We start from the raw sequence: 14,476 nt of genomic DNA on the forward strand, positions 1-14,476 counted from the left end.
ATGAAAAAACTGTTAGCACTGTTTGTTATTGCCCCAATTCTTGTTTCCTGTACCAGCAACAAAAATCGTGAATACCGTGAAGAATATATAAAAGATACCAATGGTTTTGATATTTTGATGGGCCAGTTTGCTCATAACATTGAGAACATTTGGGGGTTGCATGAAGTATTAATTGCAGGCCCAAAAGATTACGTAAAGTATACCGATCAATACCAAACTCGCAGCCATATCAATTTTGAAGCTGGAACGATCACGATTGAGACAATTTCCCCAATTGACCCTACGACCTATCTACGCAAGGCCATTATCACGACCTTATTAATGGGTGACGATCCAGGTTCCGTTGATCTCTATTCTGATACTAACGATATTCAGATCAGTAAAGAACCCTTTCTTTACGGACAAGTTATGGACAACAACGGCCAACCGATTCGTTGGGAATGGCGAGCAACACACTTTGCAGATTATCTGATTGCCAACAAATTACAAAAACGCCAATCTGGTTTACATGTCATTTGGTCTGTCACTATACAACTGGTTCCAAACCATTTGGACAAACGTGCTCATAAATATCTGCCACTGATTCGTCAAGCTTCCATTAAATATGGCATAGATGAATCCCTAATTTTGGCAATTATGCAAATAGAATCCAGCTTCAATCCCTATGCAGTCAGCCGTTCTGATGCACTTGGGCTGATGCAAGTTGTACAACATACTGCTGGCCGTGATGTCTTTAAGATGAAAGGTAAATCAGGGCAACCAAGCCGTAGTTATCTATTTGATCCAGAAAATAATATCGATGCCGGCACAGCATATTTATCGATATTACAAAACAGTTATCTGGGTGACATCACTAATGCAACATCTCGCCGTTACGCGGTAATAACGGCTTACAATGGTGGTGCAGGTAGTGTATTACGGGTATTTTCCAGCGATAAGAAAAAAGCGGCTCAAATTATAAATAAAATGGCGCCGGGTGATGTTTATGAAACCCTAACGACCAAACATCCATCGGCAGAATCACGTCGTTACCTGATGAAAGTCAATACTGCCCAGAAAGTCTATCATCATTAAGACATTAAAATATTAAGAAAATAACGGGGAGCAATTTTTCTACTCTCCGTTATTATTTTGCCTATATTTCTGGCTAATCGAATAATTTCAAAGCACAAATCACTATTCCCAAAGAAATCTATTGACGAGCTCTACCGAATACGGTTTAATGCGCCCCGTTGCCCGGATAGCTCAGTCGGTAGAGCAGAGGATTGAAAATCCTCGTGTCGGTGGTTCGATTCCGCCTCCGGGCACCAATTCAAAGTGCGCTTGTTGGGAGATGAAAACTTAACGGGCGTTCGATACTGGGACCTAAGTGCATCGTTACAGTTGACTTAATCTTGCGTCGCTTCGATATAAAGCATAAAGGTTCTAGATTCAGGATATCTGAGAGATCAGGTGTCCTTTTTTCGCTCGAGCGCAATATTTACAAGTTCTATTGCAACTGTCAAGCCATCCAAACTAAAATCAATGAATTAATTAACACGATGTTGTATGTTGGTTACTCAACTTTCCTCATTGATCAGAAGAAAGTTAATTATGGGTGATGGTATCAGTTCAAAAAAATTCCCTATCTTGCAACAGGGAATTTGTAATAGATTAAGACAAGTTCAATCAATAGCAGGCATACTCTGCTTTATCCAATTAACATTTCTCCTCTCTCTGGCTCAACATCGATATACAGCATTAACTCACGCTCCAGCGCACGCCCGGCAATATCCAGATTGATATCAATATATTCCATCGTCGTGGCAATACTGCGATGCCCCAGTAATCCGCGTACCATTTGCAAATTACGATCAGGCGCTTTCATCAGTTCAGTTGCCAATGTATGCCGGAAACGGTGTGGACCCACATCAAATCCACACTCCTTTGATAAGCGCCGAAAGAATGACTTTATCGTCTGTAACGGGTCGGTTTCACTTCCTCTGTCTGTTTTGGCGGTAAAATAGTTCACACAGAACAGAGGATCACTCAGTTTTGCCCCAGCCGCCAGGGCACGTTCCAGCAAAATTTCCAGTCGCGGATACAACCATTTCACCACCGGCACCAGGTGTTCATAATGGTTCTTACTCCCCTCGGAGCAAAGAATAATCCGGCGTTCTTTCAGATCAACATCTCCAAGCCGAATATGTAATAGCTGATTTTGCCGCATCCCGGTATAACGCAACGTATCCAGTACCGTCAGCCAATACCAGGTCGGATATAATGCACAGCGGGCACGATGGTTATCCCCTGCCTGTCGCTCCCGCTCTTCAAATTGCCCCATCGTGAGATACAGGGCTGTCAGCTGTTTTTTGGTTAATGTTTTCTTTTTCTTCTTGTTCGCATTAACCACGACACCATTAAATGGGTTTTCCGTTTGAGGCAGTATTTTTTCTTTTATCGCCAAATTAAACAACGCCCGCATATGCGCAATCTTACTGTTCCAGGTCACACCTTTCCGTCCGGACTGATGCAACACATATCTGCGCCACGCCAGCACCTGTTGTCGGGTCACTTGAGCAGGCCGATTGTCCACACCTGCAAACACCTGGAAGGTATTCACCACCTTGCGATAACTTGACTCCGTATCCGGCCGCAACATTTTGGCAAAGAAATACTCATCCAGCAGGTTATCCCAGGTCATACTGTCCATCTCTACTTCCTCACTTCATCAATTTAAAAACCCATTGCGGGGCGCAGAAAATAACATATTGTTATTAAAGATGCTTTCTCATGAAATCATGAGAAAAGGGCTATCTTCCGGTACAGAACGGTCACGATAAAGCAACGTGTTTTTGATTAAGTAGCCATGAATACGTTGATAGGAGCCAGTCCGATCAGCTGAATCATAAAGATGACAGCAACAAAAACACTTTCCACCACTGACTCGATGTCGTCCCAGCCGCTCAAATGCGGTTTGTACCCGTTTCCATTTTTCGATAACCTCTTTGCCATCCACCTGCTTCTTCTCACCGAGAAACTGGAAGAAAATGGCCGGCGCACTCACAAACACAAAACCACTGACCAGATGTATCCGGGCTTGCGGCGTATTAATGGTCATCACCCCATGCCTTAATCCAGCGGACAGCCAGTCCCAGAATTGCTCTCCAATACAGGATGTCTCAATCGCATTTTCGTTCTGCAATGTTGCCTGAACCGAGTGTTGTGAAGGCACCGGCGTGTCTGGAGGTACGATTTCTGCTTCACTCGCCATAACCTGTTCTGTCACTGTGCCCGCGACATTCATCCCCATTAATGACAATAGCTGTTGCGTGCTCTCATCAACAGGCTTCACGGCTGATGAAACAATTTCAGTCATCGGGTTACCTTCCTGCCGGCTCTGAGAGGGCAGAACACTGTCCATTGTTGTTGATAAAGGCGTAGCAGAAACATCGGGATTGCCTGAAACAATCATTTGCGGTGATGCAGCCGCGACAGATAATATTTCTGATATTGTCGGCGCGCCCGCTTTATTCAAAGCTTCTGTCATTATCTGATTGATTGCGTCATCTTCCTTCATGTCACTGGATAAAATACAAAACAGCGCAGGCAAGGCATGAGGTACTGACGCCAGCCAGGTCAACGCCTTAGCCGGCAGCAATCGTCCGGCGAGTAACACCCCGAAATGACAGGCAACCCTCGTCTCCACTGGAGGAGTTTTGAACCGGAAACGATACGGCCTCTGCGGCACAACCAATCCCGGGTACCAGGGTTGGCCTTCATCCAGTTCTCCGTCAAACTGGGCCAAAACAGGTAAAAAATGAAATAACGCAGCGTAAAACACCACCGTGCTCCATATCACACTTTGTTCTGCCTGCGTCTCAGGGGCTACACCCGGCGGTAACATCTGTCCTTTCGCCAGACGTACGGCAAATGCAGTACATTGCAAAGTCACATCTATCAAGCCACCCAGGTGGGCATAAGGCCCCTGCGGTACCGCCGGAAGTTGTTGCATCAATGCAACACACTCATGTAACGGGGCCAGCCACAATGCCTGATAGTGTGTTTTAGGTAATGCGCTATTGTCCCACAGACACTGTAAACTCTGCCGTCGCCGGGCAGTATCCAACAACAGTCTGGGCTCAGACGGCAAAAAGTAGCCTGCTTTGACCGTTTCTGGGATGGCGGTGGGTTGTGGAAGTGACTTTTTTCCTGCGGATGTTCCGGCCAGCAGGATTTTAATTTTTTTCAACACGATTAATCTCCTCTTTTTTCCCAAAACCCTAATACATCCTCTGACAGGGACAAGGCAAAACTCTTTTCCGGGAATAAAAATTAATCGATGAAAACCGCACGCAATGATTCAAACGTTCCCAATTCCGTCACGGGTAAACGAAGCGTGTATCCGGTTATTTCGTTGAATCAGTCATGATAAGTACAAAAGGCACATGGCGGCTCATGCAAGAAAGGATTAAGGGAAATAGAATGTGTCCAGTGCATCTGGGAAGCACTATCGATTCAGACCAAAACGTGTCAGAGATGAACAAAACAGCCTCAATCGATTTATTTCTCATCTCCGTCCTGTTGGATAAAACTCCGGCCCAAGAGCCGGACACTCCCCCTCAGAGGAATATTCCCCCAATGGGTAAATCGCCGGCGTCATATCCGCCGGCAGTAGTGTTATCAGACGCTCAGGCAAACCTGAACCTGTTTTTTTATGTCAATTCACCACAGGAATTTCCCTGCGGGATAACATTGTCAGCTCACTAACATCCGTCATGTGAAATATTGCCGAGAATGTAGTCCGGTCCGACCACTTTACGGATACCGTCCTCATCTTCCTCGCCAAATTCCAGTGTATCAATGCTACCCTCTTCCCTCTGCCCATTCCGGTATCTGTCGTAACCACAAAAACTACGGCCACCTTTAAAATAATGGGTGATATGGCAGTGATATTGCCTGGATAAAGGTGTTATGACTTTTTCATACCACGGTTCCCTGGGTGTTTTGTCAAAATGTCCGGTCAGACTGCCATCATCATTGTGCTTCCAGGCTATTTCATAACCTCGCGGCTGTGCCATACCGTACAATCGGATATACAACTCACGAGTCGTTTCGTGATCCCTTAACAATCCACCGCAAAATCCATTGATTTCACTCGCAAGACGGGTCGGTATCAGCAGAAACAAGTCACAAGGAACTGTCTCTGTCAGCCGGTCATCAAGATGAGACCACAGCATTTCCGTGTCACGCTCTCCGTTCCAGTCAACCAGACCGAACCAGTCGCAGGACTTTTGGTTAAACAACGCTGTGATGGTTTCCTGCGCTGCCGGGAGCAACGTCTCCCATTTTCGCGCGGCCAGACCACTTTGTTGGTATAGCCTGTCAATCTGTTGGCTGGTGACTTCATCAAGCGCAACATTCTCTTTTAACAAGGCCAGCCATTGCTCAAACGCCCGGTTTTCCGGTGAGTCTACCCCTGTTCCTTTCGCTACCAGCGCCGGATAAAGTGGGTAATCTGTCGTTTCAGTGGGTTGCAGGAGACCGGCACAGCCTGCGGCAAACAGCTTAATACTTTGATGGATAGCCTGCCCGTAATAGGGAATGACGTCTCCCAATCCCCATTGTTGCAGAGCCTCCAGTTGGTCAGGTTGACCCGTGATATGCAAACGATTAGCGTACCACTTCGGCATAGTAGAAAATCCTCTTTTTTACCTGAAACAGGGCATACCCTGTGAAGGCAATACCCCCACAGGCAGGTGATAAGTTCAGCGATGTGAAAAAAGGCTATCCCGCTTTCGGATAGCCCTATCCGAATTATTTATAGCCGGACAGCCGGTCTCCACAATTTTGTGGCCTGTACATCAGGGCGCCTTCTTTTTCCAAACGCCGCGATAATCCTGCCCGTCATCACCCGGTACAAATCAGGCCGGAAACGCCTGCCATGACGACGGGCGACTTTATTCTTGCGGACAGTTTTTGGGGCTGTTTTGGTCTTAATCTTTTTCATCAGTAACGCTCCGAAATAAAAACGGGCGTTATCCCCTGACGGGAAATAACGCCCGTCAGGGTGAAAACGACTGCCGGCATCCCGGCAATCAGGGATAAAATTGTGTGATAATTTGTGTGGCTGTCAGCGTCACCTTCAGATCACATTTGTCATTCAGTAACCGGTTGAGTGTTAATACGGAGAAACCCAGCTTTTCCGCAAAATCATCTCCGCCCACCGCCTCCCGGGCACGTTCATACCAGCTTTCGTCCTTCTCTGGATGATAACCGCAAGCATAAGCGACAAGATGCCTGCCGTTTTGCATCGTACCCATATCAGACATGATATAAATGCCCTGATCCTTGACCAGCAACACGTCACACTGATGGGCTATCGCTTCCCGCAACACGGGTTTCAGGTCTTTAGCCTTAAAAAGTAACATCGTCGTTCTCCTGAGGAGAAACGTTCCCCTTGAGGGAACATTTCCCCCAACGGGTTAAATTTTAGTTATGCTGCCAGCCTCTGTACTGGCGAAGACAGGCTCACTGAACGGGTTTTCAGCACAAACTGCTCATCTACCCAGGTGATTGCCTCATCCACCACATCCCGATAATCTCTGACTGTTGGGTTGTTAACATCTTCAATGTCTACATCTGATCGAAAACTCTCTATCACACGATCATTTTTGTATACCACATCAACCCGAAACTGGACGGGCGTCATAAATCCATCGGAGACCGCATCGATATAGTCTTCGAGATACCCTGACTCAAATTCCTCTGCATCAATATTGTGCAAATCCTGTGGCCCCATTAATACATCGATGTAACCGATAGCGGAGGAAAAACGCCGGATTAAACGGGGTTCAACCTGTAAGTAACGCAGAAATTGACCCAAACGTTCAAAACAATACAGACACGTTTCTGTCAACTGCTTATCCAAATAGTCCATAAAACGTGTCCAGTACTGTTGCGTTTTACTGAACTGTTCCAGCGTGATTTGTTCCTCCTCCGGCAAGTTATCCTGTGCCGTCAGACGGAGAAACTCCTCCGCCGACATATTCAGCAAAACGGCTGTGTCGGGTCTGATAAGGGTATCCACACGACCACTGCTTTCCGGATGGGTATAGGGCATCAGCATCGGATCCTGATAAGCATGAGATATCGCATCCATTCCCCGTATCCATAACGTCAGGATACGCTCACTATTTCTGCATCTGGCCCGGTTTGCCGGATCCTCAGACAAACTGTCCAAAAGATGAGTCATGATGGGCAAAAGTAACTCTTTGGTAAACTTTATATAGGTATTGACGTAATCTCCCTGGCTCTCATGAAACAGATAGAAAATAGCGTCGTCATCCAGCTCCAGCCCCATTCGCTCTGCGAATTGATGCCGAATATAAAAACGTAATAAAGACATAAGGGAAATCTCGTGATTGACGGGGTTCCCCCTGTAGGGGATATCCCCTATCGGGTTAATGTGATGCCACCCAATGGTGACTTTGAATTAAAGATGTGATGTCAGCCAGCCTTGCGCATCACTATTTCGTCTTCAGCTTCCTGACGCTGACGTTTGAACTGCCAGAAGCCTAAATGGTACATTGGCGTCACCATTTGCTGAGACATGACATGAGTGAGTGAATTGCCTACCGTGACCACGGCCGGGATGCCCAGCAACGACAGTTGGATATACGTCATCATCGCGGCAACCGGGTCGATATCGACACAAAACGCCAACATCTGCCGCTGAGGATTAAACCCCGCTTCCAGCATGGCCTGATGCATCGCAATAATCATCCCGCCGGCGCCACAAGCCGGGTCAGACACCGTGATATATTCATGCTCTCCGGATCCCAACCTCGTCAAGCCTTCAGCGAACTGCATTCTGGCCATCATATGGCTGACAGGAAACGGCGTAAAATACTGGCCAGCCTGGTCATGACCTAATTCCAGCGCCATGAAAATAGACCCCAGAAAATCACCGACCTCATACTCCAGTCCCATAATAACTTCACTCAGCAAACGACTCAGCCGGAATGCATCTTCACGGGAATAACGTTTAACCCGCTGCATATAGTCCGCTTCAAATTCCTCATTTTGCAACAGCGCGTTATACAATGAACAGGCTGCCATATGCACAAAATCACAGAACACCTGCCAGCGGTTTTCATGGGGCGCAATCTGGTTAAACAGTCTGATAAAAGCCTGTTTATGTGGATTCGGTTCCCGGTAAGTTGCCGCTAATGGCAGCGCCACAACGTTATCGTCAGGCGGATCATTATCTTCATCCGCATAGCCACGGTCAGACGCCACCGGCGGTAACAACAACTCCTCAGCGTGTGATGATCTGTCCGGCTCGCCAGTATCCGCGGGTTCTGCCACCGGGATCCGAGCATAGTTCAGACACGATGGCTGGCTGGCGAATAACGCCAATGCCTCGCTGGCCTGCCCCAACTCTTCCGGGAACAACCTGCCTTCTGGCTGGTCATGCCGTTCCCAGTGATATATTCGGGCTAAAGCACTGACAGCCATCAGCGGCGTAATACCCTGATCAATATGGCGCTGAACCACCTCATCATATTCCAGCATGGTGTCATTCAGCGGCAGACCATAGTGCTCACTGAGCAACACGGCAGCCATCTGCTGCCACAATTCCACCTGGGTCGGTAACTGCTGTCTGCGGTCTTGCAAATAATCCATAGCACGGCGGGCATCATTAGCCACCTGAAATAACCACCACGGATCTGAACCCAAAGCGTGTTCCCAGGGTACTGTATTATCAGGATAGACCGGGTTACCCCGAACACCGGTTAATGCCGCCACAAACGCCGCGCCCAATGCTGTCACCCATTGTTCCCGAGCTTCATCTAACTCACTTTGGGTTGTCAGGCCAAAGCGGTTTAACCGGGACGGATGGCCAGTGGCATAAACCAGTTGATGCAACAAGTCATGCCAGTATTGTGAATCTTCAACGTAGTCCCGCCGGACAGGCAGCTCAATACGGTCATGAAATAGTCGGTAAACGGGCACGATGCCCGACCGATGAACCACCGGGATCCCACTGGCCGTCACCAGTTGCTGAACAGCGGTAAAACCGGGAGCCGGACGCGGAGGTAAAGGAAAACCGGGTTGAAGTTCTGTCGGCAGTCCTTCACATTGTTCCAGATTAATGACACGTATCAGCGACATTGAAGGCCGGTAACGGACGATGGTTGTCGGTTTTTCACCGTTGACCACCCATCCGCCTAACGCTCTTAACTCATCACCGGTTAACCAGCGGTTAGATATCAACTGCCGCTGCAACATAGTTTGCCAGAGCAACAGCACATTGATACCGCTAAACGGTTGTCCGGTCAGCGCATGCTGCGGCAAACCGTACTCACTGGCCGCTTGCCAGGGCGCCCATCCACTTTCCAGGCTGTCTGTAAGACGTCGGGTTATTAACCGGCAGATATCATCCGGTAGGTAAGAAAGGGTCATCATTTTTCCTGTCTAAAATTAAGGAAGAGACCCGTCCACAGGGAGTCGTCTCTCCCCGGGGGATAAATAATTAGCGCATGAAATAATGCGCTATTTTGGCCGGTAACGCGGCCAGCCAGTGATAAGCTGCTGACAAGTCAACTTCATAAGCGTGAAGCATCAAACACACGCCTGTCACCAGCGACGTCAATGCTATCCCGGTCAACAGCCAGCGACGACGCTGCCTGAGTTTTTTCTCCTTTAGCTGAACCTGTTGATACAGGAACAGCCCCAGCGTCTGCAACTCACTGAACCGGTGAAATTCCTCACGCCGTAAGGCTTCACATGCCTCATCGTAACGCTCAAGCTCGGTCGGATGATGACGAGCAAGAAAACAGCGATAACCGTGATTTCTCAGCGTGTGATAGTGATTGTCGAATTGCGCCTGCAGCCACTGATTAAACCGGCTACGGGTTTTTCTGAATATTTCCGGTTCAGCCAGCGCCTGCACTGACAGGGACTGGGACGGTTCCCGAATGTGTTCTTTCGTCGTCATTGTACTCATAGGGTTAACTCCTGTTGTAAAAAAATGACTGACGGAGTTAACCCTCACGGGTTTCCCCGTCAGGGTGGTCAATCAATTAGGCGTCCAACGCAATCAGCAACCGATCAGATTCATGTTTAAGCCGCAGCGCTTGCCATAAGGGGGCCTTCATGTCGCCGTCATGCGGCAAACAGAAAAAACCAAACGTCACCTCACACGTTCCCGGCTTTGCTGCCGACCAGGCTTTGAACGCCTGGTAAATCAGTTGATGAAACCGTTCGGTTTCATATTCCGGCGCAGACGGATAACTTACCATTCGCAGCCAGACTGGCTCTTCAATCGCCACAGCCGGCATCACCGACCGGGTAACGGCAGTCAACGTCTCATTGACCATTATGCAGCCTCATCATAAACTTTCGACAAACTACGCTGTCTCAACAGACGCGTGAGCATCTGCTGCGCCGAATCCACCGCTTCCGTTTCGTCGATAAGGTACCGCTCGCCATAAAACGGCTCCGAACTCTCCTCACCGAAATACAGCAACTCCACACCCGGTTTGTAGCGGTGTCTATCTCTGACCACCACCGGTCTCCCGCACGACTTCGCGTCATCAGAAAGTTGCCATTTACCCGCATACACCGTGTGTCTTCGCGTATGAGCTGCTGGTAGTCTCACCTGTCTTCGACGTAATAGCCGGGACATAACATGGTAAAATGACAGCGAAATCCAACGAATAACGCTCCAAAGTACTGTCACAAAGATCATTAACATCGTTCGTCTCCTTTATCCCCATAACAACTGGAAAACCAGCAACAGCACACCTAACGTCAGGATCCCCGCAATTTTGAACAGCGTTATCATGCCCAAAAGTTTAAGGAGTGCTTCACGATCTCGGTAGTCACGCTCATCACGGATCAAATCGCGGATAAGTGAGCGTTGTTTCGGGGTCAATGTCTCTGAAGCCGGCAGGATTGTCGGATCAGAAGGTGAATGAAAAGCAGGCATTAACAGCTCCTGTTACCGGAAACCCGCCCTTGACGGGGACAAGCCCCGGGAAGTGAAAAAAGATGTCCGTCAAGAACATCATACAAAGTGAATAAATCCGTCAGGTCAATCCTTATCAGGACGCCTTTAAGATACGGGAACTGGCCCTGTTATCGCCAACCCGGGAAACACGCCTCACTTGGGTTAAATAAAAATTCAGTTCGAATAAGCAGATAATATTTAATCAATAGCCGCGAGTATTTTTTTAGCTTCTGAATGCCCACGAGCATAACCATACAAAGCATGAAAGGCTTTAATATCGTCGTCCTGCTCACTGAAATCTGCCAGTTCATACAGAGAGAATAGCGTCACCGTGATGCCAAAAGCCTCCGCTGACATGATCCCCTCAAAACCATTATCCTCAACAAACACACGGTATTGTTGTTGAAACGTCGGAACGGCATAAAAAATGCCATTTGACAAAACACGGCCCTCCCAGAAATCGCCCTGATACCCGGGACATAACCGAATGGCCCGGCGAAAAAACATTTTCTTTAACAACGCCTCAAGCCAGCTTTGTGTCGAAAACAGTTCTTCAAACCGGACAGATTTCACCGATATTTCCGTTGATAACGATAAAGTTTGCATAATATTTCCTCGAATGAAAAAAACGAGGAACACTCTCCCTGTATCAGGGAAAAGTCTTCCCCGTCAGGGTGGTAGTCAGAATGGGTATCACGGTATTAACCGCTTATCCGGCAGGTAGAAAATCTCATGACGCCAGTCACCGCAGTCATCATCATCACTGCTGTCAACAGGGGTCAAACAGGTTTCCTATACGTGGTTCGCTTGTACGGGCAGACTCGTGAGTCTCAAAGCCGCATTTTATATTTCCTATTAGCAATCCTCCTGATTACTGAGGAAGATTGTCGCCCATCGGGAAACTAAACGCCTCCACTGGGTCAGTAAAATTGCACCTTCATCACTGATGAGTGATACCCGTTTTCAAAGGATAAACGGGTGTACCGCCCAAAGGCGCCACTTTGCAGGCTACAGTGGCATTACAGGTCACTCGAAAGCGTCAGTCTCAGACCCCCTGACATTAAGAGCAGTCACCCGAAAGCGTTCCTCTCAAACTGCAAGAACATTGACAGTTGTTCAAAAACAACAAATAAGCCAATCTATGCTAAACAGAATACTTTTCTTATTCAAGCTAAATCCAAAAACAGATTAATCATGGCCACCCTGTCTATTATACACACGGGTAACATAATGCCCGCGTCCATCCCCATGCCCTAAATCCATTGAAACCATCGCTTCCGCTTCTTTTCGACTGAATCCTTTCGACAAATGATAATTTATGGCCTCAACAGCATAAGCATAACGCAAACTGTGTGGCGAAGACTTTCCGGTTAACCCCGCTTCCCTGACGATATTCCGGTAACGATCAATGGCCGAATGTAAATTCGGTTTATCAATCAAACGACCCTGATTTTTATTGGCATACTTTATTGCCGCCCTGACTGCCTGGATCACTTTATCCCGATCAACCACCGTCGTGTCACGAGGACGTCCCCCTTTTGTACCAAACACCACCCTCACTCTTTCATCCCCACGCAATAAGGCTTTTTCCCACGTTTTTAATGACTTTGCCGCCTGAACCGCTTCTTCCGTTCGCAGTCCCAGATAACGAGAAAGTTGCATAGCCGCAGCTACCCCTTCATCTTTCCCCCGGACCACAACAAGCGTCGTGTGATAACGCTCATCCGAAATCGCCATCTTAGTCCCCTCCCGGCTGGCGCCAGATAATCCGAGCGCATGATTACTTAACCGTTTGTGATGAGGGTTAGCTAATTGAGATCTTCCCGCCATAGCGAATATCGCCCGAACAGCCGCCATCTCATTTTGTAACGTGCGCTTTGAAATATTCTCTGACTTTCGGCTATCAATATATTTTTCAATATGATTAATTTTCATATTCTTAATATCACGGATTTGAATATTTAATATCGCCATGCTTTCTGCCAGACGTTTGGCTATTTTCATTCTGTCTGAAACGGTTTTAAAACTGCCGCCAGCCTGACGGGCCAATGTGACTAACTGTTTACTCAACTTTGACATTCAAACGATTTCCTTTTTAACCCACACGACACCACCGCTTGTAACCTGACGGAGGCAAGCAATACAAAACAGTATTCTGAATGTCATCTCTCAACCCCAACGGCACGGTTTGATTTGCGCTTCCTGCGGCTCGACTGATATCTGTGCATCGGGGTGGCGAAATGTTGAGTTCTTACGAGGCACCCCAGCTCTCTGAGCTGTTCGCGGTTTACACCGTCCTGACCGTTGTCAGACTACCTCCAACGCCAGTTTTCACTGACGTCGCCATCAATATCGAGTCGATTGTTCTCCTTCTTCTGAATATAAAACGTCAACATGATTGTTTTTCACTCAAGACGTTAGGGTAAGTGGCAGTCTTCAAACTATCCTGACCAATGTACTACGTGTCGATCAGACGGTAGAAGACGTGGGGAAAGCTTGTATTACGTGGCTTGGCAGGTTGTACGCTGGCAGAGTCACTTGGTTTTCGTTATCACGCCAACAAGTGACGCTGCCCGTTTCCTCTGGACCCAATGCGCTGTCCGCAAAATAGCCAATAACCTGTCAAATCTGGCAACAGTCATCCAGACTGCTGAACGAAACCACCCAGGCAAGCGTAGAAAGCAAAATGAACCGTAGGTTGTTGTTTGAGGATACTGGCAAGTCGGAAAACTGTCTGTGAAATTGCACCTTCATCACTATCGTTAATGATACCCGTTTTCAAAGGATAAACGGATTTGCCGTCCGAAGACGCCATCTCTCAGGCTACAATGGCATTGAAATCAGTCACCCGAAGGCGTTCCTCTCAGACTGCGGGAACATTAACGATCGCTTACGCGACAACGAATACTGCCTTAAATTAATCAAGGTCCATTTCAAGGTCAAGAAAGCTTTTCATACTGTATAGAATAATCATTTATGCCTTTCAAAAAGTGAGCAAAATGACAGGCCGAACAGTTGACACAAAGCAAGACTGGCATAAATCCGCACTAGCGATCTTTGTCTCCTTAAGGTTCATGATTTTTTCCACTCTGTGAATGAATTACGAACACCTACTTCTGATGATTATCTCCCAATCCGCAATAGCGTAGCGCCTGTTTTGCCAACTGAGCTAAAAGTCATCATCCAATCTAATCAGAAAAGGTCATTACTTATCACAAATTAAAAATAACTGTCACAGTTCAAGTCATTCAATGCTGAAATCAATCATCATAAATGTGATGTCAGTCACATAATTAAAATAAAACAATAAAATTAATTTGAAATTATTAATGTTGATTATTAAATGATTAATGTTAATCTATTTTTTATACAATACTGTTACAAAATAATCACATTGGCCTGTTTTTTGCTTTGTCATATAACCTCTTGTTTTTGCTGCTATCTTAACCAACCCCCTATTTTAGTTGCCCGGTTGATAAT

At 47.2% G+C, this 14,476-nt stretch carries 16 protein-coding genes and 1 tRNA gene; 3 read left to right on the forward strand and 14 right to left on the reverse strand.

The window, feature by feature from the left end:
- Positions 1–1,074: a membrane-bound lytic murein transglycosylase MltC gene (gene mltC / locus EAE93_RS21185; protein WP_036814749.1), complete on the forward strand. Its 1,074-nt coding sequence runs from the start codon at positions 1–3 to the stop codon at positions 1,072–1,074.
- A 160-nt stretch (positions 1,075–1,234) separates the two neighbouring features.
- Positions 1,235–1,310: transfer RNA gene (locus EAE93_RS21190), tRNA-Phe, on the forward strand.
- Between the two features lie 380 nt (positions 1,311–1,690).
- Here the strand turns inward: EAE93_RS21190 and EAE93_RS21195 are convergent.
- From EAE93_RS21195 to EAE93_RS21255, 14 genes are all read right to left on the reverse strand, one after another.
- Entirely contained in the window at positions 1,691–2,692 is a 1,002-nt protein-coding gene (locus EAE93_RS21195) for a tyrosine-type recombinase/integrase (protein WP_214040509.1), read from the reverse strand.
- A 78-nt stretch (positions 2,693–2,770) separates the two neighbouring features.
- Positions 2,771–4,234 (reverse strand): conjugal transfer nickase/helicase domain-containing protein, encoded by a 1,464-nt coding sequence (locus EAE93_RS21200; RefSeq protein WP_332009562.1) that lies wholly within the window; start codon positions 4,232–4,234, stop codon positions 2,771–2,773.
- A gap of 315 nt (positions 4,235–4,549) precedes the next feature.
- Positions 4,550–4,678, reverse strand: coding sequence for a hypothetical protein (locus tag EAE93_RS25155; protein ID WP_256448170.1), 129 nt, complete (start codon positions 4,676–4,678; stop codon positions 4,550–4,552).
- A gap of 67 nt (positions 4,679–4,745) precedes the next feature.
- On the reverse strand, positions 4,746–5,672 hold the full coding sequence (locus EAE93_RS21205; RefSeq protein ID WP_110091714.1) for a DUF1281 domain-containing protein: 927 nt from the start codon (positions 5,670–5,672) through the stop codon (positions 4,746–4,748).
- 128 nt (positions 5,673–5,800) lie between these two features.
- Positions 5,801–5,989, reverse strand: a complete 189-nt coding sequence (locus tag EAE93_RS21210) for a hypothetical protein (RefSeq protein ID WP_082300852.1) — start codon at positions 5,987–5,989, stop codon at positions 5,801–5,803.
- 88 nt (positions 5,990–6,077) lie between these two features.
- Positions 6,078–6,410, reverse strand: a complete 333-nt coding sequence (locus EAE93_RS21215) for a DUF3085 domain-containing protein (RefSeq protein ID WP_214040511.1) — start codon at positions 6,408–6,410, stop codon at positions 6,078–6,080.
- A 65-nt stretch (positions 6,411–6,475) separates the two neighbouring features.
- A complete protein-coding gene (locus EAE93_RS21220) occupies positions 6,476–7,387 on the reverse strand; it encodes a hypothetical protein (protein WP_110086617.1) in 912 nt (303 codons plus the stop codon).
- A 101-nt stretch (positions 7,388–7,488) separates the two neighbouring features.
- Positions 7,489–9,447 carry an ArdC-like ssDNA-binding domain-containing protein gene (locus tag EAE93_RS21225; RefSeq protein ID WP_250151133.1) on the reverse strand — a complete coding sequence of 653 codons (1,959 nt, stop codon included), beginning with the start codon at positions 9,445–9,447 and terminating at the stop codon, positions 7,489–7,491.
- A 70-nt stretch (positions 9,448–9,517) separates the two neighbouring features.
- The gene (locus EAE93_RS21230; protein ID WP_214040513.1) at positions 9,518–9,991 is read right to left on the reverse strand and encodes a hypothetical protein; all 474 of its coding nucleotides are present in this window, start codon (positions 9,989–9,991) and stop codon (positions 9,518–9,520) included.
- A gap of 76 nt (positions 9,992–10,067) precedes the next feature.
- On the reverse strand, positions 10,068–10,325 hold the full coding sequence (locus EAE93_RS21235) for a hypothetical protein (protein ID WP_229001633.1): 258 nt from the start codon (positions 10,323–10,325) through the stop codon (positions 10,068–10,070).
- A 38-nt stretch (positions 10,326–10,363) separates the two neighbouring features.
- Entirely contained in the window at positions 10,364–10,741 is a 378-nt protein-coding gene (locus tag EAE93_RS21240) for a hypothetical protein (protein ID WP_036814764.1), read from the reverse strand.
- A gap of 12 nt (positions 10,742–10,753) precedes the next feature.
- On the reverse strand, positions 10,754–10,975 hold the full coding sequence (locus EAE93_RS21245; RefSeq protein WP_036814765.1) for a hypothetical protein: 222 nt from the start codon (positions 10,973–10,975) through the stop codon (positions 10,754–10,756).
- A 219-nt stretch (positions 10,976–11,194) separates the two neighbouring features.
- Positions 11,195–11,602, reverse strand: coding sequence for an antirestriction protein (locus EAE93_RS21250; RefSeq protein WP_052739681.1), 408 nt, complete (start codon positions 11,600–11,602; stop codon positions 11,195–11,197).
- A 582-nt stretch (positions 11,603–12,184) separates the two neighbouring features.
- Complete coding sequence (locus tag EAE93_RS21255) at positions 12,185–13,075, reverse strand: integrase domain-containing protein (RefSeq protein WP_214040514.1); 891 nt, start codon at positions 13,073–13,075, stop codon at positions 12,185–12,187.
- Between the two features lie 417 nt (positions 13,076–13,492).
- On the opposite strand from EAE93_RS21255, the gene EAE93_RS21260 reads away from it, so the two are divergent.
- Positions 13,493–13,693: a hypothetical protein gene (locus tag EAE93_RS21260; protein ID WP_214040515.1), complete on the forward strand. Its 201-nt coding sequence runs from the start codon at positions 13,493–13,495 to the stop codon at positions 13,691–13,693.
- Positions 13,694–14,476 lie beyond the last annotated feature (783 nt).

The organism is Photorhabdus akhurstii (assembly GCF_018448925.1).
In the GTDB taxonomy this organism is placed as follows: Bacteria; Pseudomonadota; Gammaproteobacteria; order Enterobacterales; family Enterobacteriaceae; genus Photorhabdus; species Photorhabdus akhurstii.